At 32.5% G+C, this 21,534-nt stretch carries 23 protein-coding genes; 5 read left to right on the top strand and 18 right to left on the bottom strand.

The features are described from left to right. Positions 1-31 precede the first annotated feature (31 nt). From tilS to lysS, 5 genes are read left to right on the top strand one after another with little or no spacing between them, the layout of a single operon-like run. A complete protein-coding gene (tilS, locus tag ACL_RS06845) occupies positions 32-1,252 on the top strand; it encodes a tRNA lysidine(34) synthetase TilS (protein WP_012243306.1) in 1,221 nt (406 codons plus the stop codon). A gap of 6 nt (positions 1,253-1,258) precedes the next feature. Beyond that, the gene (gene hpt / locus ACL_RS06850) at positions 1,259-1,798 is read left to right on the top strand and encodes a hypoxanthine phosphoribosyltransferase (RefSeq protein ID WP_012243307.1); all 540 of its coding nucleotides are present in this window, start codon (positions 1,259-1,261) and stop codon (positions 1,796-1,798) included. A 12-nt stretch (positions 1,799-1,810) separates the two neighbouring features. Continuing rightward, positions 1,811-3,736: an ATP-dependent zinc metalloprotease FtsH gene (ftsH, locus tag ACL_RS06855; protein ID WP_012243308.1), complete on the top strand. Its 1,926-nt coding sequence runs from the start codon at positions 1,811-1,813 to the stop codon at positions 3,734-3,736. Between the two features lie 5 nt (positions 3,737-3,741). Next, positions 3,742-3,990, top strand: coding sequence for an RNA-binding S4 domain-containing protein (locus ACL_RS06860; RefSeq protein ID WP_012243309.1), 249 nt, complete (start codon positions 3,742-3,744; stop codon positions 3,988-3,990). A 55-nt stretch (positions 3,991-4,045) separates the two neighbouring features. Then, positions 4,046-5,533, top strand: a complete 1,488-nt coding sequence (gene lysS / locus ACL_RS06865; RefSeq protein ID WP_012243310.1) for a lysine--tRNA ligase — start codon at positions 4,046-4,048, stop codon at positions 5,531-5,533. Positions 5,534-5,587: 54 nt separating this feature from the next. Here lysS and ACL_RS06870 read toward each other — a convergent pair whose 3' ends face one another. The 18 genes from ACL_RS06870 to ACL_RS06955 all read right to left on the bottom strand — a co-directional run bounded on the left by ACL_RS06870 (position 5,588) and on the right by ACL_RS06955 (position 21,482). Then, on the bottom strand, positions 5,588-5,902 hold the full coding sequence (locus tag ACL_RS06870; RefSeq protein ID WP_012243311.1) for a hypothetical protein: 315 nt from the start codon (positions 5,900-5,902) through the stop codon (positions 5,588-5,590). Positions 5,903-5,976: 74 nt separating this feature from the next. Then, positions 5,977-6,492, bottom strand: coding sequence for a DUF4256 domain-containing protein (locus ACL_RS06875; RefSeq protein WP_012243312.1), 516 nt, complete (start codon positions 6,490-6,492; stop codon positions 5,977-5,979). A 13-nt stretch (positions 6,493-6,505) separates the two neighbouring features. After that, positions 6,506-6,961 (bottom strand): hypothetical protein, encoded by a 456-nt coding sequence (locus ACL_RS06880; RefSeq protein ID WP_012243313.1) that lies wholly within the window; start codon positions 6,959-6,961, stop codon positions 6,506-6,508. Beyond that, positions 6,961-8,028: a Gfo/Idh/MocA family protein gene (locus tag ACL_RS06885; protein ID WP_012243314.1), complete on the bottom strand. Its 1,068-nt coding sequence runs from the start codon at positions 8,026-8,028 to the stop codon at positions 6,961-6,963. The genes ACL_RS06880 and ACL_RS06885 overlap by 1 nt, the downstream gene beginning before the upstream one ends. Before the next feature lie 8 nt (positions 8,029-8,036). Continuing rightward, a complete protein-coding gene (locus ACL_RS06890) occupies positions 8,037-8,945 on the bottom strand; it encodes an epoxyqueuosine reductase (protein WP_012243315.1) in 909 nt (302 codons plus the stop codon). A 99-nt stretch (positions 8,946-9,044) separates the two neighbouring features. Further along, entirely contained in the window at positions 9,045-9,602 is a 558-nt protein-coding gene (locus tag ACL_RS06895; protein WP_041634432.1) for a hypothetical protein, read from the bottom strand. Positions 9,603-9,645: 43 nt separating this feature from the next. Further along, positions 9,646-10,509 carry a class II fructose-1,6-bisphosphate aldolase gene (gene fba, locus ACL_RS06900; RefSeq protein WP_012243317.1) on the bottom strand — a complete coding sequence of 288 codons (864 nt, stop codon included), beginning with the start codon at positions 10,507-10,509 and terminating at the stop codon, positions 9,646-9,648. 76 nt (positions 10,510-10,585) lie between these two features. Beyond that, positions 10,586-12,196, bottom strand: a complete 1,611-nt coding sequence (locus ACL_RS06905; protein WP_012243318.1) for a CTP synthase — start codon at positions 12,194-12,196, stop codon at positions 10,586-10,588. A gap of 159 nt (positions 12,197-12,355) precedes the next feature. Next, positions 12,356-13,165: a heliorhodopsin HeR gene (heR, locus tag ACL_RS06910; protein ID WP_012243319.1), complete on the bottom strand. Its 810-nt coding sequence runs from the start codon at positions 13,163-13,165 to the stop codon at positions 12,356-12,358. Positions 13,166-13,256: 91 nt separating this feature from the next. Next, positions 13,257-14,231 carry a tocopherol cyclase family protein gene (locus ACL_RS06915; RefSeq protein ID WP_012243320.1) on the bottom strand — a complete coding sequence of 325 codons (975 nt, stop codon included), beginning with the start codon at positions 14,229-14,231 and terminating at the stop codon, positions 13,257-13,259. A 126-nt stretch (positions 14,232-14,357) separates the two neighbouring features. Beyond that, positions 14,358-14,930 (bottom strand): DNA-directed RNA polymerase subunit delta, encoded by a 573-nt coding sequence (gene rpoE / locus ACL_RS06920; protein WP_012243321.1) that lies wholly within the window; start codon positions 14,928-14,930, stop codon positions 14,358-14,360. Between the two features lie 80 nt (positions 14,931-15,010). Further along, positions 15,011-15,598, bottom strand: a complete 588-nt coding sequence (gene recR / locus ACL_RS06925; RefSeq protein ID WP_012243322.1) for a recombination mediator RecR — start codon at positions 15,596-15,598, stop codon at positions 15,011-15,013. Beyond that, complete coding sequence (locus ACL_RS06930) at positions 15,598-15,888, bottom strand: YbaB/EbfC family nucleoid-associated protein (RefSeq protein ID WP_012243323.1); 291 nt, start codon at positions 15,886-15,888, stop codon at positions 15,598-15,600. Before ACL_RS06930 ends, recR begins: the two co-directional genes overlap by 1 nt. Before the next feature lie 2 nt (positions 15,889-15,890). Continuing rightward, a complete protein-coding gene (gene dnaX, locus ACL_RS06935) occupies positions 15,891-17,585 on the bottom strand; it encodes a DNA polymerase III subunit gamma/tau (protein WP_012243324.1) in 1,695 nt (564 codons plus the stop codon). A 71-nt stretch (positions 17,586-17,656) separates the two neighbouring features. Next, the gene (gene mnmE / locus ACL_RS06940) at positions 17,657-19,003 is read right to left on the bottom strand and encodes a tRNA uridine-5-carboxymethylaminomethyl(34) synthesis GTPase MnmE (protein WP_012243325.1); all 1,347 of its coding nucleotides are present in this window, start codon (positions 19,001-19,003) and stop codon (positions 17,657-17,659) included. Between the two features lie 16 nt (positions 19,004-19,019). Beyond that, positions 19,020-19,577 carry an MgtC/SapB family protein gene (locus tag ACL_RS06945; protein ID WP_012243326.1) on the bottom strand — a complete coding sequence of 186 codons (558 nt, stop codon included), beginning with the start codon at positions 19,575-19,577 and terminating at the stop codon, positions 19,020-19,022. Between the two features lie 26 nt (positions 19,578-19,603). After that, positions 19,604-20,545, bottom strand: coding sequence for a DHH family phosphoesterase (locus ACL_RS06950; RefSeq protein ID WP_012243327.1), 942 nt, complete (start codon positions 20,543-20,545; stop codon positions 19,604-19,606). Then, positions 20,538-21,482 carry a DHH family phosphoesterase gene (locus ACL_RS06955; protein WP_012243328.1) on the bottom strand — a complete coding sequence of 315 codons (945 nt, stop codon included), beginning with the start codon at positions 21,480-21,482 and terminating at the stop codon, positions 20,538-20,540. Before ACL_RS06955 ends, ACL_RS06950 begins: the two co-directional genes overlap by 8 nt. Between the last annotated feature and the right edge of the window lie 52 nt (positions 21,483-21,534).

A 21,534-nucleotide genomic window follows, 5' to 3' on the forward strand; every position in this document is an offset into this window, starting at 1 on the left:
AGTATATAAATTTGAAAAATGTGGTGAAAAAATGGCTTTAAAACTGAAACTTGATTCAACAAAATTATATGTTCTTGCAGTATCTGGAGGAGTTGACTCCATGGTATTGTTTGATTTATTTGTTAAACATAATCTAAATTTTGTTGTTGTGCATTTTAATCACCAAAAGCGCGCTGAATCTATTTTAGATCACGAACTGGTTGAATCCATGTGTACACTTCATCATATTCCTTACCATTATATCAAATTAAAAATTAAAAATGGTAATTTTCAGGAAGTGTCACGAAATGCTAGATATAAAAATCTAGAGTTTATTGCAGAACAATATCATACACCATATATCGTTACAGCACATCATTTAGATGATTTAGCTGAAACTATTATGATGAAGCTTATTAGAGGTTCTAATCTCTTAGGTTATGCTGCGATGCAAGAAGTAACCCATATCGATAAATTCATCTATTTAAAACCTTTATTGAACTATAGTAAAGAAGAAATTAGTCTTTATCAACAAACACATCAAATTAAATTCTATGAAGATCATACAAACTTAGAAGATACTTACTCAAGAAATCGAGTAAGGCATCATCTCATCCCTTTATTAAAGGAAGAAAACGATGTTTTAACACATTTAAAAAACTTTTCTAAACAAAGTTATTTAGCAGCATCCTACATTAGGAAGGAGTCCAATAACTTCTTAAGTAAGGATTTATCTTTTCATTTATCGAGTTTTGATGCACTACATGATGCTGTTAAAATGGACGTTATTTCCTTAATATTTGAGTCTTTAAAAATCGATAAAACATTTAAGAAAATTGAAACTATTTTAGCACAATTAAAGTCAATAAAGCCTAATATTAATATCACGCTTAATAAGCACTATCATATGATAAAAGCCTATGATTTTGTCTACATAGAGCATATTGATAAAAATAAGACTCGAAATGATGAGAATTGTCTCATGATTTCCCACAATAAAGTAGACCTCCCGAAGATTTGGGTAGAATTATGTTATAATAAACTGGATTTTCCTATTCAATTAAGGAAGCGTAAACCGGGGGATCGTTTATCCTTTACCTACGGTAGTAAGAAATTAAAGGACTATTTAATTGATAAGAAGATTGCAATTAGTGATAGAAATAATCTAAATGTCGTTGTGGATAGTTCCGGTACCATTTTATGGATACCTGGACTTTATTTAAATGAGACCCTAGGGTCAGAACATAAAATTTACTTATCTATAAAGGAGTAACTAAATATGCATCAAGATATTCTAGAAGTACTTGTAAGTGAATCACAGATTAAAGAGATTACAGAAAAGTTAGGCAAGCAACTCACTCATGATTATGCTGGTAAGAACGCATTATTTGTAGGACTATTAAATGGTTGTGTACCATTTATGTCTGAACTTGTCTTAAAAATTGATACGCATATTGAAATTCAGTTCATGGCAGTATCTAGTTATCACGGTGGTATTAAGTCTTCTGGAGATGTTAAAATCAAATATGATTTAAACAGTCCAGTTCAAGATAGAGATGTTGTCATCGTAGAAGATATTGTTGATACCGGTGCAACTTTAAAAACAGTTACTGAATTATTAAAATACCGTGGTGCAAAATCAGTAAAGGTTGTTACTTTATTAGATAAACCTTCTGGTAGAAAAGTTGATTTTATACCAGATTATATTGGAGTTACTATCCCTAAGAAGTTTGTTGTGGGATATGGACTAGACTACAATGAATATTATAGAAACTTACCATACATCGGGGTATTAAAACCCGAAGTATATACAAAATAGGAAGGAAACAATATGAATAAACAACAAAAACCTAAAAGAAGCCCGCTTCGTCCGGACTATCTTGTAATTGTAATTATTATACTTTTAGCAATTGGTATGTACTTCTTCTTTACAGAGATGATGGCACCAAAAGTTAAACAGTTTGACGAATTTGAATTTATAGCAGCAATCGAATCAGGACAGATTGCAACTGTACGAAGTGAATATGTCGGTGGAGATAACTTTAACCTATGGGAAGTTACCGGTACATTTACAACAGGTAACGCTCCAGAAGGTGTCGGAAGTTATGTCATTATACTTTATGGTGATAGGTTAAACAACATCCAAGACATCATCATTACTTATAATGAGTTAAACCCAAGTACACCAATCACAGTATCATTTGTTCCACACGTAAGTGTTGATTTCTGGAATATTATCTCAACCCTTCTCTTGATTGCAGCACCTATTGTTTTAGTCGTTATTATGTTTAGATCGATGAGTTCTCAATCTAATAAAGCTCAAGATTTTACAAAAAACCGTGCCAAATTATCTCAAGGTAGAAAAGTTAAGTTTTCTGACATTGCTGGTGCTGATGAAGAAAAAGCTGAAATGGCTGAATTAATCGACTTCTTAAAAAATCCTAAGAAATATGCTGATATGGGTGCTCGTGTACCAAAGGGTGTCTTATTAGTAGGTCAACCTGGTACAGGTAAAACCTTATTAGCTAAAGCAGTTGCTGGTGAAGCACAAGTACCATTCTTCTCAATTTCAGGTTCTGATTTCGTTGAACTTTATGTTGGGGTTGGTGCAAGCCGTGTTAGAGATTTATTTAAAGTTGCAAAACAAAGTGCACCTTGTATTATATTTATTGATGAAATCGATGCTGTAGGTCGCCAACGTGGTGCTGGTATGGGTGGCGGAAATGATGAAAGAGAACAAACATTAAACCAACTACTTGTTGAAATGGATGGTTTTAGTGCAAACTTAGGTATCATCATTATGGCTGCAACAAACAGACCAGACGTATTAGACCCTGCATTATTAAGACCAGGCCGTTTTGATAGACAAATTACAATGCAAGTACCTGATCAAAAATCACGTGAAGAAATCTTAAAAGTTCATGCACGTAGTAAAAAATTAGATCCTACGATTAAATTTAGTGAAGTTGCAATGCGTATCCCAGGATTTACTGGTGCTGATATTGAAAACTTACTAAACGAAGCAGCATTATTAGCAGCAAGAGAATCTAGAACAGTCATTTCAATGCAAGACATTGATGAGGCAGCTGACCGTGTAACTATGGGACCTGCTAAGAAATCTAGAAAATACTCACCAAATGAAAAGAAAATGGTTGCCTACCATGAAGCCGGTCATGCGGTTATTGGATTAAAGGTTAACTTAGCTTCTACTGTTCAAAAAGTAACAATTGTCCCACGAGGACGTGCTGGTGGTTATGCACTTTATACACCAGTTGAAGAAAAATTCAACTATGCTAAAAGTGAGTTACTAGCAATGATTACTTCTGCCTTAGGTGGACGTGTTGCTGAAGAAATTATGTTTGATGATGTTACAACCGGAGCATATGATGACTTTAAACGTGCAACCAAGTTAGCACGTAGTATGGTTACAGAATACGGTATGTCTGATCTTGGACCTATCCAATATGAATCAGATAGTGGAAACGTCTTCTTAGGTAGAGATTACTTAAAAGATAAAAACTTCTCTGATGCAGTTGCACTTGAAATCGATAGAGAAGTTCGTGCAATTATTACTGAGTGTTACGAACATGCTAGAAAAGTCATTAATGAAAATAAAAATTTACTAGATAATATCGCTAAATACTTAATCGCTGTAGAAACACTTACTAAAACTGATATTGATGAAATAGCAGCTACTGGACAACTTCAATGGTGGGATAACCGTGAAGTTGAAGAAGATTCTAAGAAAAGCGAATAAATACTTTGAGAATCGATAAATTTTTAAAAGTATCACGCTTAATTAAACGACGTAGCGTGGCTAAAGATGTTGCAGATGCTGATCGTATTTATGTAAATGGCCAACTAGCAAAACCTGGTAAAACAGTTAAAGTCGGTGACCAAGTTCAACTGCATCTTGGTTTAAAAATTATTACTATTGAAATAACTTCACTCACTTTACTCAAAGACCAAGACATGTATACACTCATTTCCGAAGAAAAACGGTCTTTATGATCGTTTTTTAATGGAAATTATAATATAATAAGTAAGAATAAGGAGGAAATCAAATATGTTTCCTGATGATTTAAATGAACAACAAAAAATAAGACTTCAAAAAGTTGAAGACTTAAGAAAATTAGGTGTTGATCCTTTCGGACACCGTTTTGACCGCACACATTTATCTAATGAGATTCATACTACATATGGTAGTTTAACCCGCGAGGAATTAGAAGCTAAAGAAGTACATGTTATTATTGCAGGTCGTATTGTCTTAAGACGTACCCAAGGTAAAGCTGGTTTTATCCAACTACAAGATAAAGAAGGCCGTATTCAAGTATATGTACGCCTAGATGCAGTTGGTGAATTCCAATTCGAATTATTTAAACACTCCGATTTAGGTGATATCGTTGGTATTAAAGGTGTTTTATTTAGAACTAAAACAGATGAACTTACTGTTAAAGCAAGTGAATTTGTTCACTTAACTAAAGCCATTACACCACTTCCTGATAAATTCCATGGTCTACAAGACAAGGAAGAAGCAAGACGTCGCCGTTATGTAGATTTAATTGTTAACGAAGATTCTATGCGTGTTGCAAGAACACGTCCAAGAATTATTCGTGCATTTCAACACTATTTTGATTCTAACGGTTTTATTGAAGTTGAAACACCAGTACTACATCCAATCTTAGGTGGTGCTGCTGCTAGACCGTTTGTTACACACCATAACACACTGGATATGGACTTCTACTTACGTATTGCTACAGAGTTACCGCTAAAAAGATTAATTGTTGGTGGTATGGAACGTGTTTACGAAATTGGTCGTCTATTTAGAAACGAAGGCATTAGTGCTAAACATAACCCAGAGTTTACAACTGTTGAAGCTTACCAAGCATTTGGTGATGTTACGGATATGATGAAACTTGTTGAAGACTGTTTATCTAGTGTAGCTTTTGAAGTAAATGGTTCATATGATGTCGTATTTAATGATCAAACCATTCATTTAAAAGACTTTAAACGTGCACATATGGTCGATTTAATTAAAGAACAAACAGGTGAAGACTTCTTTAATCAATATAGTCTAGAAGAAGCTAAACAAATTGCTAAAAAGCATAACGTACAAGTGGAACCTCACTTTACAGTAGGACACATCATTGAAGCATTCTTTAATGACTATGTTGAAAAAACAATCATCCAACCTACAATCGTATTTGGACATCCAGTAGAAATCTCACCACTGGCAAAATCAAATGATAAAGACCCTAGATTTACAGATCGTTTTGAATTATTTATCATGGGTTCTGAATATGCAAATGCATTTTCAGAGTTAAATGATCCAGTGGATCAAAAAAATAGATTCTTAGACCAATTAAAACAAAAAGAAAAAGGCGATGACGAAGCATCCGAAATGGATATTGACTTTGTTGAGGCACTTGAATATGGTATGCCTCCAACCGGTGGTATTGGTATTGGTATTGATAGATTCATTATGCTCCTTACAAATACACCCAATATTCGTGATGTTATCTTATTTCCTCACGCTAGAATTAAAACTAAATAATATATCAAAAAACCTCCAATATTTTGGAGGTTTTTATTTGCATGACGTATTAAATTAAGATATTTGTCCAATAGTTTCCGCGAGCATATAAATAAACATGACTGTATAAGAAAGCGATACTATGGATAAGGTAAATGTTATACCACTTCTTTTACTTCTTCTAATAATAAATACTATGAGAGAAATTAAAAACATGATAATCGGTATTCTAAAGTCATAAGTAAAAATAAAGCGAGACATAAAATTCATATGTATAGGATCATTATTCTCAATAGGCTTATTCATAAATATAAATAATACCCCAATCATCGATAAAAAAAGTACTAATATGTTTAATGCTGTATATATCTTACCTAGTGTTTTCTTCATTTTCAAACCCCCATTTAATAACTTATTATATATATGATTTGTCAAATGACGGGTTTATTAATCTGTTACTCACATTATATTTCGATATAACTTCTATAACCCCTTGATTGATAATAGCTATCTGCGCCATTATGAAATATAAATGCGCGTCCATATCTTTTTTCAGCATTTAATGCACCACCTAAATCTCTTATAGATTTTGGTGTTGCAATCCATGATGAAGTCTTAAGATCGAAATCTTCTAGTGTTTGCATATATAGATACATGGCTTCTGTGACTAATTTTGAACCGAGATTATTAATATCTTTTTCAACACTTGATTCTGGTTTAAACTTCTTTCTGTCATGCCAAGCTTTCTCGTCATAACAAAAACTTCTTCTATTTGGAGACTCTTTAGAAAAATCTACATAATAAAGTTTTCCTTCGAATGCTATAATATCAATTTCTCCACCACTATCTTCCATCTTTTGCAGGATGGTGAGTTTGTTTGGATCTTGATTTATTTTTTGAAAAACACTATCCCAAGTGACACCCTCATGTCTATGTGGGTGTTTCTTAAATCTTAATTCTAATATATCTAATAACTTCATATAAGTTACCTCCTTAGAGTTTTTGAAGTACAACACCTATGTTTGTATGTTTTCCATACATAATCTTATATTTTTTATTAATTTCAACATTTGTTACAATAATCATTTTTTCTTCATTGGTATCTAAATCTAAGAATACTTGTCCAGTATATACGATTTCTTTATTATCTTTTGGTGAAATGCCTCGTCTATTATATTTTGTAAATAAAGCATTGATAACTGGTAGTTTATCTTTTTTAAGCGCACTTATATCTAGTGTTGCACCTACTGCAATATATACACCAAATAACGCGAGTAATCCAGTAACACCGATAATGATCCAATTAAATACCACCATCGACTGATCATTTGCATTAACATTCATATCAAATATGGTAAACCCACATACGACACATGCTGCTAAAAAGATAAAGAGTGCGTAACGTCTTCTTGAACTAAATTTAATTTTTAATATATCTTTTACAATCATTATTTATTCTCCTTGGATACTTTAACCCATTTATTCAAACTTTGAGATTGATAAATTGCTTCTATGAGTTGCATAGAGTGTAGTCCATCTTCAAAGTTTGCATAATCTGATGCAAAGTTTTTATTTTCTATTTCATGGTAAAACTGTCTAAAGCCTTCGGCAAACGATTCTACAAACGTCACTGCTTGGTGTAGGTTGCTATTTTTAAGTGTATCTATTTGCGTTATCTCAATACCTTTAAATTGCTCATTTAAGGTGGCATAGAGTATGCTTGATGTCTTATCGCCATTTGACTTAAAAGAGCCATTTAACCCTGATAGTGTGTAACTAAGCAGGTTATCATTACCAATGAGTGATTGACTAATGATTGCAGATCCAATCGCGTTTTTGTCTGTCTTATATATGACGACACCAATATCTTCTGTATCTACAACGTTTCCACCTCTTTTTGGGTGTACTTGTTTAAATAATGCAGATACTTCTGTAATTTTATGCCCGGATAAAAATTCTACTAAATCAAAATAGTGTGTACCAACATCAGCAATGACTCTTGTTAAACCACCATACTTTTGGTTGTCACGCCAGTTATACACATCAGGACTAGCTGCCCAACCTTGGGTGTATTCACCATGTATCGATATAATCGGTCCAATATCTTTTATATGTGTTTTAACAAATTGGTTGTTTGCATAAAACCTATTATGGAAGTGTATTTTAGCAACCAGACCTTTAGATTTTGCTAATTGATATAACTTAATTGCTTCATCAACATTCATCGTCATTGGTTTTTCAAGTATGACATGAAGGTTATGATTTAAAGCGTAAGATGCTATTTCATAGTGTACATCATTGGATGTACAAATGTGTACAGCATCTAACGTCTCTTTATCTATCATTTCTTTATAATCCGTATAATAAGACTTAATACCTAGTCTTTTACTCTTTTCTTCTGCTTGATGTCTAGAACTAATGGAGACCACATCAACATTATCTAATTGTCTTAATGCTTCTATATGTACTAAAGAGATTCTTCCAATTCCGATGATACCTACTTTATATGTTTTCATCTATACACCTATATGTCAAACTTTTCTAATTTATTTAAAATATTTTGAGCATCTTCTTTATACCAATCAGGATATTTTGGATCAATAATAGTTTGTCTAATCAAGTCGTTATATGCTACATTTTTTTGTCTAAGTAAGATGGTCAGTGCGTTTCTTAAAAGTAATGTTTTACCACGCCATGTATAGGCATGTTTTCCGTATTTCTCCATAAACTCTTTATTCGTCAAATCAAACAAATCTTGGATGATGACATAAGATGTTGGCTTTTCTCTAAATGCCTCTACTCTAGTAGAATTGACACCTTTATTATAAGGACATACGCGTTGACATATATCACATCCCATTAAAAGTGCGTTCTTACTGATTTCATAATCAGTTAGCGCGCGTTTTTCTTGGTTATACCCACTAATACAGGTTGGCCAATCAAAACCGTTATCTAGTGCACCTACTGGGCATGCTTTAATACATATCGTACAATCCCCACAAGATAGTTTATTTTCTTCAATCACTTCCGGATATTTTTCTTTAGTAAGAACAAGCCCAATAAAGAAAAAACTACCTAAGTCTTTATGTATCATTAAATTGTTTTTACCATGAAAGGCTAAGCCTGTCATTTCTAAACACTTACGCTCGTTAATTGTATGATTATCTACTAACGCCTTATAATCAACATTTAGTTCTTTTAAGGCTTCGTGCATCATAGAACGCATAACATCATGATAATCATAACCATAAGTATACATCGATGCAGTTAGCTTATCATTCTCATGTTTTAGGTATGTATTTGGATAACCTAAGCCTACAACAAAAATGGATTCATATCCTACGAGGTTATAATCAAATTTAATTGATTGGTATCTATCTGCATCAATAGTACCAACAAAATCAAATGCTTCTTTTAATTTTTCATACACCATTTAAAATCACCTAAAAGTTTATATATATGATTATAACATTATATAAGGTACCAGGTTTCAATTTAAGTCCTTTTTAAGGTAAGAAAAAGGAATGATTTCTCATTCCTTTATAATTCCTAATTCATCTGCAATTTCTAAGAAGATGCTGTCAATTGGATAATACTCAATATTGAGTCTCTTAAATATTTGTAAACTCATATCATCTAGTTGCTTATAGAGTGTTTCATCTATTTTTTCTTTGTTTGTAAGTTTTGATATGATGAGTGTTTCAAAATTTAATAATTGTTCCATACTTTGTGCATCATAATTTTCTAAATCCAGAAGTTCATGTTGGAAATCAATTGTGTTTAACAATAAATTAACTTTTTTAGCATCAACATTCATTGCTAAGTAGTCATTGTTATATAAGTTAACCAATATTTTCTTGATTTCTTCCACTTGAGTATGAAGATAATGAAATCCAAATGAAAAGTTATCATGATCATCTTCATTATATGTAGGATCATCAATTAACTTGTTATATAGATGATCTACTACATTTAACACATTCTCAAATCTAAATAGCAATAATGAATCTAATTGTTTTAGTTTTGAGAGTAGTTCTTCATGTTCAAGTAGCCATCCAGCATATTCATTGTAGATTAATTCATGTTCCATGTTCATACCTCACTTAATAATTTATGAAGTTATAAGAATGAAATTAAGCTTTATTTACTGAACCAAACATTGTTAATTTATCTTTAATAACTTGTTTCATTGCTACATAACCAGGATTTAATAATTTTCTTGGGTCAAATCCTTTAGATTCTAGGTCTTTACCTTCTTCAATGTATTTTCTAGTTGCAGCAGCAAATGCTAATTGTAACTCAGTGTTTACGTTGATTTTTGCAATACCTAATGAAATTGCTTTAGTAATTTGGTCTGCAGGAATACCTGTACCACCATGTAATACTAAAGGTACACCATTTGTAACTTCACTTACAGTTTTTAATACGCCAAAGTCTAAACCTTTCCAGTTTGCTGGGTATTTACCATGAATATTACCAATACCAGCAGCGAATAGATCTACACCAGTAGCTGCAATAATACGGCATTCTTCTGGATCAGCTAATTCACCTGTACCAACAACACCGTCTTCTTCCCCACCAATTGAACCCACTTCAGCTTCTACAGATACACCAACAGCGTGTGCAACTGCTACAACTTCTTGCGTTTTCTTTAAGTTTTCTTCAAATGGATAGTGTGAACCATCAAACATTACTGAAGTAAAACCAGCGCGGATTGCTTTAAAAGCACCTTCATAAGTACCATGGTCTAGATGAACTGCAACTGGAACACTAATGTTCATTGCTTTGTCTAATGTAGATACCATAGCCATAACGTTTTCATAACCACCCATGTATTTAGCTGCACCTTCTGATACACCTAAAATCACTGGTGATTTTAATTCTTCAACAGTAGATAATACTGCTTTAATCCATTCAAGGTTGTTGATGTTGATTTGTGCAACAGCATAACCTTCAGCCTTAGCTTTTTGTAACATTTCTTTTGCGGAAACTAACATTTTTTGAATCCTCCTTATCGTTTTGCCAATAGATATTATATATCTAATTGTATTTTTTTACAAACATTTAGGGTAATTATTGCTTAATTTTGTTATTTTTAAGAGACATTTCTATAAATCTTCTAAATAACGGGTGTGGGCGTAGTGGTCTTGATAAAAACTCAGGGTGATATTGTACGCCTACAAACCAAACATGGTTTTTAAGTTCAATAATTTCCACTAAATTTCGCTCAGGATTTATACCACTAAATATAAAATTATTATCGTTAAATAACGCCTTATATTGATTGTTAAATTCATAACGATGTCTATGACGTTCCTTAATTAGAGCATGCCCATAAGACTTAGATGCAACAGTATTTGGTTCAATCTTACAATCATATAAACCTAATCTTAATGTACCACCTAAATCAGTGCCTGGTGCTTCTAGTGTATGGATAAGTGGCATAGATGTATTCGGATCAATTTCTGTGGTTTCAGCTTCTTTATAACCTAATACATTTCTAGCATATTCAATGGTTGCTAGTTGCATACCATAACATATACCAAAGAAGGGTATGTTATGTTCTCTAGCATACTGAATCGCTAATAGTTTACCTGAGGTTGCTCTTTTACCAAATCCACCAGGTACTAAAATACCATCACAAGACTCTAAGGTATCTTCATAGTTATCATTGGTTAGCTTTTCAGCATTTAACCATTTAATTTTAACTTCACAGCGGTGATAAAATCCTGCGTGTTTTAGTGATTCTGATACAGATAAATATGCATCTTGTAGTGTCACATACTTACCAACTAAACCAATCGTAATACGGTGTTGTGGGGTTTTAATACGTTCAATTAAATCTTCCCAAGAAGACATATCTGGTATAACTTCATTATCTATTTGGAAATGCTTTAAGATATAGTCATCAATTTTTTGTTTTCTAAAATTTAAAATAGATTCATATATAACGTTAACATCAAGAGATTCAAACACTGCTTCTTTATCAACATCACAAAATAACGCAATCTTTTCCTTTACATCACTACTAATATTTACTTCACTTCTTAATATAATAATATCTGGTTGAATACCAAGTGATCTTAACTCTTTAACAGAGTGTTGGGTTGGTTTTGTTTTGATCTCATTAGATGCTTTTAAAAAAGGTACTAGAGTATTATGTATATAAAGCGTGTTTTTATAGCCAAAATCACGTCTTGCTTGACGAATTGCTTCTAAGTATGGAAGAGATTCAATATCGCCTACTGTGCCGCCAGTTTCAGTGATAATAACGTCTGCACCGGATATTTGTGCTGCTTCTTTTAACTTTAATTTGATTTCATCTGTAACATGAGGAATAACTTGTACAGTTGCACCTAAATAATCCCCTCTACGTTCTTTATTAATAACGTTTTGATATATCTTACCTGTTGTAATCGAGGATTCCTTTGTCAAATTAATATCAATAAAACGTTCATAATGCCCTAAATCTAAGTCTGTTTCTGCACCATCATCTGTAACAAAAACCTCTCCATGTTGAAAAGGACTCATGGTACCTGGATCCACATTAATATAAGGATCAAACTTTTGGGTAAACACCTTTAACCCTCTAGATTTTAAAATTTGACCGATTGCAGATGCTGATATACCTTTACCTAAAGATGATACAACGCCGCCTGTAACAAATATAAATTTTGTAGCCATAATAGATTCCTTACCTTTCTTAAAATAAATAAAAAGTCTCCTAAAAAGGAGACTTCTTTGAATTGTCGAATTATGGTGTGCCCTTATTAATTGTATCAAAGACGCTTTAAAGTTTCAACACTTATATGAAATAATTGTCTACTTAATTTTTTAATGCACTTAAGGTTGCATCGCACCAAATAAAACTAACCAAGCAAGAATTGATTTAGCAACAAGTGATAAGACGATATAAACTCTTTCACCATATAGATAATCTTTCCATTTACCCACCTTAAGGTATTGTAAAATCATATTAAACGGGAATGTATTAAATGCAACAAAGTAAGTACCTACAATTGCCCAAACAAACCAAGGTACTTGATCAAGTGCTGGATTACCTGTCATGTAAACAATAATCACTATCCATGGTGCAATCCCTGCAATAGAACCCCAAATAAATGGACCCCAGTTCACCTTAGATTTAGCTTCGTTAAGTTGTTCCATAACAAGCCCAAAGAGATTCATGGCGGCATTTACAATAAAGATTAAGATTAAAGACCCAATATCTGTAATACCAAATAATGTAGATATTAAAACAATCATAATAGAACTACTTAATGCATATTCAAACCATCTAAATCTATTGATACCTTTTTCTAAATCTTTAGCATAGATATCAAATAGGTTATTGGGTACAGAGATTAATGCATGTGCAAGTGCTGAAATGATTAAAAAACTTGCAACTAATATACCAAATGGTAAGATAAACAAGTCTTTACTTGCAACAACAAGACCATTAATCGGTCCATCATAGGTGATATAAAGTTGTACAATTTGAGGTTGAAATTCTGCAATTTTTTCTATGACAAAAATTGCTAGAAAAACCATTGCTATCCCTTGGATTAAATGAAGGAATCCCATAATAAAGTTGAATCGTCTAAGACGTTCTAACTTATTTTGACCTTTTAAAAACTGAAAATAATTACCCATGTTTTTACCCCTTTTCTTTTATTATATATCTAATAATATATTTTATACTCAACATCAATAATAAAAAGAAAAAGATAGATATTATACATAACTATCTATCTTTGATATTTGGGCGCTTCATGATTTCGATACCAGCACTACCAGATGTGCCTTCAAATATGACAATCCCTTTTTTCATTAACTTTAACTTAACAAAACCTGATAAGCCTTCTTTAATCGTATGGTCCATCTTACCAAACTTAGGGGATGCTAGTGTAACAAAATCATCAATTTTGGCTTCAACTTCTAATGTGTATTTTCTCTTTCTAAAGCTATATCTTACTTCTTTTTGTCCGATATCTTCAACTTTGATTTTAGATCCGTTGTAGGTTGCAAAACGGTAATGTTTTAAATTGTGATAAAAGTTTACGATAAATCCGTTAAATGTAATACCTAAATAAGGTATTGCAGCAACCGATAAGAAAAGTGAGGTGTCTGCCTTTTCAAAGTGGTTTGTTTGAACCCAAACATAACCTTTTGGAAATGACTTTCCATAGTCTTTCTCAATATATCCTCTACCCTCATTAAAGTCTATTGCTATGTCATTGTAATATATGGTACCAGATATGGTGTGATTCATTGATAAAATACCGTGGTAACACTCCATGAGTGGTAGGTAGGAAAAAGGTCCCATGATTGTAGGTTGTAGTAGCGATTGAGGAAGTTTTACTGGATTTGAGATTTGGTAATTTCCACGAATCACTGTATCTTCATCTTCTAGATTTAATGTAATACCTTCTAAAGAAAATTTATTATCTTTAATGGATACTTCGAATTTATGCTTGTCTGCTTTAAAATCATTTATATCAAATCTAAAGTAATAATTATGAACGGATTTTTCTAGTGTGTTATTCGTATATACAAATACTTGAATAAAGGCGTGTCTATCATCTATGGCAAGTGAAACGCCTGGAATGACTGCAATACTAATATTTTGATTTGATGTGACAGATTTAAAATACCATCCTTCAAAGTAATTCTTTTTTTGTAGTCCTTGATACTTATCATCTTTAAATACATTTCTCATGTAATTTACCCTTTGTGTATAGTTTAATTTATTGTAGCATTTTTCTTATGTATTCAAATAAAAATGCGCCTATTTAAGGCGCATAATTTAAGAATTTATTAAATAAACAAAAAAGAGGTTTCCCTCTTAGTTGTCATACATATCTTCATAGTCATCCATGATGTCGTTGTAGTCATCTTCATCATAGTCATCATCCAAGTCTAGATCAACATCATCTAAGCCTTCATCTTCATCCGTTGAAACTAAGTCTAGTCCAACGTCTACGTATGCTTTTTCTTCAATGATTTCTTCATCTAGATCTTCTTCATCTTCGTCATCTAAGTCATCTTCGTTGTCTTCATCAACTAAGTCAACTTCTAAGTCTTCAATATCTGCTAAGTTAAAATCTGAAAAGTCAATTTCATCATCAGAAATGTCTTCAATTTCTTCTGGAGAAATGAATGCGTAACCATCTTTATCCCAATATTCTAAATGTCCATCTTTTAGCGTCCATTTATCATCCCCTACAAAAACAAATTTACCGGATAAAGTGATATCCATGTATAGTTGTGTCATTGCATCTACGTCTTCAATATCCATACCACTTTGTTTAGCAGTAGCTTCAATTAGATCGTAAATAGACATAGGTTCTTTGTTTTCTTTAAGAATATATGTGATGGTATCTAATAAAGATAATTCATTTAATTTTTTGTCAGCCATTTTGTGCCCTCCTAAAAACCGCTTATATTGTATATTAAACACTTCAATAATGCAACAACTTTTTGCAATTAAGATAAATTTTAATACTTTTGTCGGTTTTCTACAGCTTTAGTTAGTGTTAGTTGGTCTGCGTATTTTAAATCTGCGCCTACCGGTAAGCCATATCCTAATCTAGATATTGTAAGATCTAGGTCTTTATATAGTGATTTAATGTATTGAGCGGTGAGTTCACCCTCAACATTGGAGTTCGTCGCAATGATGATTTCTTTGATATCTTTAACTCTATTGGTTAACTTATCAAAGTTTAAATCTTTGGGTTCTATACCTTTAGAAAAATCGATGAGTCCATTTAATACATGGTAGTTACCATGGAATGTTTTAGTTTTTTCAATAGCAAAAACATCTTTAGAATCAGATACCACCATAATTTGGGTTTTATCTTTTGTTTCATCTTTACAGATAGAACATATATGGTCATCTGTTAGAAGACCGCATATATCACAAAATGATATGTTGGTTTTTAATTCTATAAGATGTGTTCCAAAATGCTTTAAGTCTTCACTATCCCAATTGGTTAAGTGTAGCGCTAAGCGTTCTGCAGTTTTTTCGCCAATGCCTGGTAACTTTTTCAAGTCATCAATAAGTTCTAGTATAATTGTTGGATACATTAAAATCCTAATCCACCCATGCCACCTGAGAATTGTCCCATGGTTTCTTCTTGAGTTTTATCAATTTGTCCAAGTGCATCATTTACAGCAAGTAAAATAGCATCTTGTAGTAATTCTACTTCTTCAAGTAAAGCTTCATCAATTTTTACATCGATAACTTGTCTAGTGCCTTGCATAATGACAGTGACACCACTTGCTTTACCTGTAAATTCAGATGATTCAATTTGCTCTTGAGCATCTTGAATTTGTTTTTGCATTTTCTTTAATTTATTTAACATATTCGGATTCATATTTATTCCTCTACTTTCACTTTTTCTTTTCCAAAATATTCTACAGCAAATTCCACTATTTCAGGTACTTTTTGTTCTGATTTGGTTTCATTTATTAGCGTTTCATATAAATGGAGATCTATTTCTTTAAGTTTAGGTTTTGAAGTACCTGCATTGTATTGTGCTGCATAATCAGCTTTTAAAATCATCCAGTCTGGTTTAAACAGTACTGTATAATCTCTAACTAATTTTTGTTTTTGATTTAATATTTCTAAAACCTTTTGTTTAATCTCTGGATTCAACATGGTTTTAGCAGTATATAAATCATCATATACTAGAAGCATGACATCCTCATTACCTACAGCTTCTAATGTGCCTTCACTTAAGAGTTCAGCAACAGGTTTTAGGCTTGGATTATCATAATCTTTTAATACTGGCCAACCTCTATTTAATAAACTACGTTTTTGCCTATCTGCGTGGTTTAATATATCTTCTATTTCCTTAACAGTAACTAAAGCTTTAAGATTGGTTGGTCTAGAGGCGGGTATGTTTTGTACTGGTGTTTTGACTGCTTCTTGGCTAACTTGAGCCTTATTTACAAGTTCCTTTAATTTTACGATATCACTTTCTAGATGTGTAATTTTATCTTCTAGTGAAACCATTTCAATGGATTCATGGTTAATCATCTTAATTAAAGCAAGTTCTAAGTATGCACGTTTTGAGGTTGTGAACTTTAGTTCTTGTTGTAAGTCATTTAGAATATCTAAGTATGCATAGATTAAGTTTGGTTTGATATCTTTAAGATCTGGATATTTCTTATCTGGTCTTATTTTATCTAATAACACATCACGTAAAGCTAAGATAATATCTGAGACCATACGTGCAATGTCTTTACCATCTTTAATAATTTGGTTTAATAGATCTAATGCCTTTTGGGGTTGTTTAAGATATATCACTTTTAACAGTTCATTAATATATCTTCTAGATAAACCACCTGATACGGTATAGATATCTTCTTCAGTGATTTCATCATTTGTAAATGAGACCACTTGGTCAAGTAAGCTTAATGCATCACGCATACCACCTTCTGCAGTACGTGCGATTGCAGTTAAAGCTTCCGGTGTGATTTTTAAATTTTCTTTGTTGATAATTTGTTTTAAATTTTCCTCAATTTGATCCATTTCAATATTCTTGAAATCAAATCGTTGACAGCGACTTAAAATCGTTGCTGGTACTTTATGAGGTTCTGTTGTTGCTAAAATAAAGACAACATACTTCGGTGGTTCTTCGAGTGTTTTTAAGAGTGCATTAAATGCTGCTGTTGTAAGCATATGGACCTCATCGATAATATAGACTTTATATTTACCGATACTTGGTGCATATTTTACTTTATCTCTTAAATCTCTAATCTCATCTACACCATTATTGGATGCAGCATCAATTTCTATAATATCTGGTACATCACCGCGATCAACACCTAAACACACATCACATTTGCCACAAGGCTCTTTTGCTGGTGCTTCTAAACAGTTTAGTGCTTTAGCAACGATTTTAGCAACCGAAGTTTTTCCGGTGCCACGAGGACCAGAGAAAATATAAGCATGTCCAATCTTTTCATTTAAGAGTGCATTTTGAAGGGTTTGAACAATAACTTTTTGTCCAAAAACATCTTTAAAAAACTTTGGTCTATAGGTACGATAAAGTGCTACATAACTCATTTTTTAAACACCCCTTCTAATGATACTTCTTTTAGTCGCCTAATTATATCATATATAAGTTTGAAACTTAACTATTTTCCAAGACAGAATTTAGAAAATAATTCCGTCAATAAATCACCATATTGATGATTCCCTAGTATTTCACCTAAGCGGTTCCAAGCAGTTGTAAGATCCACTGCATAGATATCCACAGGCATATCATGGTGGATAGCGTTTATAACGCTTTCTAGTGATGTTTTAGCCTCTTTTAGCTTTTGTATATGGCGGACATTAGATAAGTAATTAAAGTCCTTATCTACAAGGTTATCAAGTTTTAAAGTTTTAAGAATTTCTGACTCTAAAACACTTAATCCTTCTTTTTCTAATGTAGATATTTGAACATTTGTATCTATTTCTAAATATGACGGTAAATCTTTTTTATTTCCAATAATAATTCTATTTTTATGTTCAGTTAATGTTAGAAGCATCTCATCTTCTTTAGTTAGTTTTTGACTTAAGTCTAAAACCAATAAAACAAGTTCTGCTTCATGAATTGCTTTTCTACTTCGATCTACACCAATCTTTTCGATGGTATCTAGTGCATCTCTAATACCTGCAGTATCAATTAACTGTAAGGTGACACCATCAAGGTTTACAAATGCATCAATCGTATCTCTTGTAGTACCAGCAATATCTGAGACAATGGCGCGCTCTTCATTAAGAAGTGCGTTTAATAAACTTGATTTACCTACATTAGGGCGTCCAACGATAACCGTTTTAACACCTTCTCTAATGTACTGAGTACGTTTAGATTTGGTTAGAATATCATTAATCTCATCTAACAAATCGTTGACTCTTGGATAAATAAGTTCTTTACTCATGATGATAGCATCATCATATTCTGGATAATCAATGTTCACTTCAATTTGTGCAATTAAAGTTAATACTTTGGATTTTAAATTATCAATCATGGATGAAGTTGCTTTATTTAAAGCTTTATTGGCAACCTTAATCGCATTTTCGTTTGTAGCATGAATAATGTCCATAATCGCTTCTGCTTGAACAAGGTCAATTCGACCATTTAAAAATGCTCTTTTTGAAAACTCACCCGGTTGTGCAAGTTCAATACCTGTTTCTAAAATACGCTCCAATACTTTTTGAGTGATTAATATACCACCGTGTGTAGATATTTCTACAACATCTTCTTTTGTAAAAGACTTAGGTGCGATAAAAACAGAGATCATAACTTCATCTAATATAGACCCATCTTCATTTAAGATGTGTCCATAATGAATGGTATGACTCTTAACCTTGTTTAAGTTCTTACCCTTAAATATTTGATTTACTTTTGAAATTGCTTCATCACCAGATACCCTAATTACAGAAATACCTGCAGTCCCTAATGGGGTTGCGATTGCAGCAATGGTTTGAAATTGCATACTTCACCTTTTAAATTTATTTCTTTGTTCTATCGTCTATAATTTTGGGCGCGCTTTTCATATCTTCAATGACTGGTACAAACGGGTTTACACCACGTCTAAAGTCTCTTAGAATAATAAAACCAGCTACAAACACACCAAATGCGATACCTTCATATAAAAAGCCCATACCTAAAACGATACCAAGTAATGCACTAAACCAAATGGTTGATGCAGTTGTAATACCATGGATAATATTATTAGAGTCCTTCATAATAACACCAGCTCCAATAAAACCAATCCCTGTAACAACTTGTGCAATCACTCTTTGTGATTGCGGTGATTCAATACCATTGGTAATTTCTTGGAAGAATATCATACGTTGCATAATCGCAATCATGAGTGCTGATATACCTACCAATACGTGACTTGAAATACCTGCTGCTTTTCCTACGTTTTGTCTTTCTAGACCAATTAAAAATGTAATTGTTATAACTACTAATGCTGGGATAATGATCATAAATAACCATTGTTCCCACGTCAGAAACGATTCAATCAAATTGAATCCTTCCGGTAACTCGAAAAATACATTCATTTGTTAAAATCCCCCCTTTAGAAATTTTATAATATTGCGTGTACTGCCTTGATGAAATCATCAAGTTCGTCCCAACTATTTAATGCTGCACCACTTGCTTTTGCATGTCCGCCACCATTAAATAAGTTAGCAACTTTATCAATGTCTGGTCCACTTGAACGTAATCTTACACGTACTAAGTCACCATCTTCTATGAATATAGCCCAAACATCAAATCCTTTAATACCTGATAGCATGTTCACTACTGAACTTGCTTCTTCATATGTAAGGTTAAATTCTTGTCTAATTTTATCTGTAATCTTTAAATAAATAAATCCCTTGTCTGTCGTTACAAAGTTTTGGTAAACAAAACCTTTGAAACGTAGCATATCTAATGTTTCATTAGACATTGCACGGTCAATTTCTTCAACATCTGCACCTTTAGTTAATAACATACCAGCCATTTGGTGCGTTAATTCGGATACACCACGATATTTAAATCTACCTGTATCTGTTAAGATACCTGTATACATTGCAACCGCACCTGGTTTTGTTACTTCAAATTCTTTAACTTGTGTAGACATATATGCAATCATTTGAGCACAGGATGGGAAGTTTGTATCTACCCATTCTACATCACCATAACTATCTACTGGGATGTGGTGATCAATTTTAATAATTTCTTGACCTAACATATATTTTTGATTAGAAATTCTTAATTTGTTTGCTGTATCTACTACAATTGATAAACTATCTTGATAGAAACTATCTTCTAAATTAGATTCACCTACGATAATATCTGGTGTACCTACGAAACTTACAAAATCAGAAGTTTCACCTGTTACAAATACATCCTTTTCAGGGAATGCATTTTTAATGATGTTTTGTAACCCGAATTGCGCACCATAACAGTCACCATCTGGTCTCACATGTCCATAAATTATAATTCTTTGGTATTTTTTAATTTTCTTTAATATTTCTTTAAACATTACTTTCTACCATCCTTTCATCAAAACATTGTACGACCTCTAATGCTTGTTCCCAGCTATGAAGTGTTGCGCCACATGCATTAGCATGACCACCACCACCAAATTTTTTAGCAATGTCTACAATTGAGACGTCTTTACTTCTAAATTCACCAATGATTTCGCCTTTTTCGTTTTCACTGAAATTTGCCCAAATACGCACTTCTTTAATACCAGCCATAATGTTTACCGTACCACGGGAAACATCTTGGAAGGTTAAACCTGATTCGCTAATTGATTTAAAATCATTAAATCTATACGCTACATTGTGATCTGATAAACTAAAACTTCTAAACTTTTCTTTAGCCATGCGTTTTGCAAGTGTTTCAAGTTGTTGAAAATCACTTAAACTTTGTAGATCAATATCGTATTCCATTAAGCGAGCTACGACATCAAATGTATGCTTCGCATTTTGTTTGCTGATATATTGGAAACGACCACTATCACCAACAATACCTGCATAAATATGAGATGCAGCCATATCGTTAAATCTTAGATTACCTTTAATCGCAATCTCGCCAATCATTTGACTACATGAAATTAAATCTGGCCTATGGTAAAACAGATCAGGATTGATATTTGAGTCATTTCTATGATGATCTATATTAATAAGTGTTTTGCCTAATTTGTAACGTGTATCGGATATCAGCGCCTCTGCAGCTGTATCTAAAACAAATACGAGTGCGCCTTCATAGACTGAATCATCAATGACATCCATTGTATGTTCGTATGGGTATTGCTGTGTATCACCTACAACATAAACCGTTTTGTCTTTAAAGTTTTCTCTGATAATTTCTTTCAAACCGAGTTGTGATCCATAAGCATCTAGATCTGGTTGTTTGTGTCTGTGAATAATAATTGTTGAGTGGTTCTGTATTTCTTTTATAATTTGATTTTCCATATAATCCTACCTAAATTTAGAATAGTATAGTATAACATATATTGACTAATAT

Source organism: Acholeplasma laidlawii PG-8A (assembly GCF_000018785.1).
Lineage (GTDB): Bacteria > Bacillota_I > Bacilli_A > Acholeplasmatales > Acholeplasmataceae > Acholeplasma > Acholeplasma laidlawii.

Excerpts from the sequence above, each read along its gene's own strand:
- tilS (WP_012243306.1), top strand. The coding sequence starts at position 32 with ATGGCTTTAAAACTGAAACTTGATTCAACAAAATTATATGTTCTTGCA.
- hpt (WP_012243307.1), top strand. The coding sequence starts at position 1,259 with ATGCATCAAGATATTCTAGAAGTACTTGTAAGTGAATCACAGATTAAA.
- ftsH (WP_012243308.1), top strand. The coding sequence starts at position 1,811 with ATGAATAAACAACAAAAACCTAAAAGAAGCCCGCTTCGTCCGGACTAT.
- lysS (WP_012243310.1), top strand. The coding sequence starts at position 4,046 with ATGTTTCCTGATGATTTAAATGAACAACAAAAAATAAGACTTCAAAAA.
- ACL_RS06870 (WP_012243311.1), bottom strand. The coding sequence starts at position 5,902 with ATGAAGAAAACACTAGGTAAGATATATACAGCATTAAACATATTAGTA.
- ACL_RS06875 (WP_012243312.1), bottom strand. The coding sequence starts at position 6,492 with ATGAAGTTATTAGATATATTAGAATTAAGATTTAAGAAACACCCACAT.
- ACL_RS06880 (WP_012243313.1), bottom strand. The coding sequence starts at position 6,961 with ATGATTGTAAAAGATATATTAAAAATTAAATTTAGTTCAAGAAGACGT.
- ACL_RS06885 (WP_012243314.1), bottom strand. The coding sequence starts at position 8,028 with ATGAAAACATATAAAGTAGGTATCATCGGAATTGGAAGAATCTCTTTA.
- ACL_RS06890 (WP_012243315.1), bottom strand. The coding sequence starts at position 8,945 with ATGGTGTATGAAAAATTAAAAGAAGCATTTGATTTTGTTGGTACTATT.
- ACL_RS06895 (WP_041634432.1), bottom strand. The coding sequence starts at position 9,602 with ATGGAACATGAATTAATCTACAATGAATATGCTGGATGGCTACTTGAA.
- fba (WP_012243317.1), bottom strand. The coding sequence starts at position 10,509 with ATGTTAGTTTCCGCAAAAGAAATGTTACAAAAAGCTAAGGCTGAAGGT.
- ACL_RS06905 (WP_012243318.1), bottom strand. The coding sequence starts at position 12,196 with ATGGCTACAAAATTTATATTTGTTACAGGCGGCGTTGTATCATCTTTA.
- heR (WP_012243319.1), bottom strand. The coding sequence starts at position 13,165 with ATGGGTAATTATTTTCAGTTTTTAAAAGGTCAAAATAAGTTAGAACGT.
- ACL_RS06915 (WP_012243320.1), bottom strand. The coding sequence starts at position 14,231 with ATGAGAAATGTATTTAAAGATGATAAGTATCAAGGACTACAAAAAAAG.
- rpoE (WP_012243321.1), bottom strand. The coding sequence starts at position 14,930 with ATGGCTGACAAAAAATTAAATGAATTATCTTTATTAGATACCATCACA.
- recR (WP_012243322.1), bottom strand. The coding sequence starts at position 15,598 with ATGTATCCAACAATTATACTAGAACTTATTGATGACTTGAAAAAGTTA.
- ACL_RS06930 (WP_012243323.1), bottom strand. The coding sequence starts at position 15,888 with ATGAATCCGAATATGTTAAATAAATTAAAGAAAATGCAAAAACAAATT.
- dnaX (WP_012243324.1), bottom strand. The coding sequence starts at position 17,585 with ATGAGTTATGTAGCACTTTATCGTACCTATAGACCAAAGTTTTTTAAA.
- mnmE (WP_012243325.1), bottom strand. The coding sequence starts at position 19,003 with ATGCAATTTCAAACCATTGCTGCAATCGCAACCCCATTAGGGACTGCA.
- ACL_RS06945 (WP_012243326.1), bottom strand. The coding sequence starts at position 19,577 with ATGAATGTATTTTTCGAGTTACCGGAAGGATTCAATTTGATTGAATCG.
- ACL_RS06950 (WP_012243327.1), bottom strand. The coding sequence starts at position 20,545 with ATGTTTAAAGAAATATTAAAGAAAATTAAAAAATACCAAAGAATTATA.
- ACL_RS06955 (WP_012243328.1), bottom strand. The coding sequence starts at position 21,482 with ATGGAAAATCAAATTATAAAAGAAATACAGAACCACTCAACAATTATT.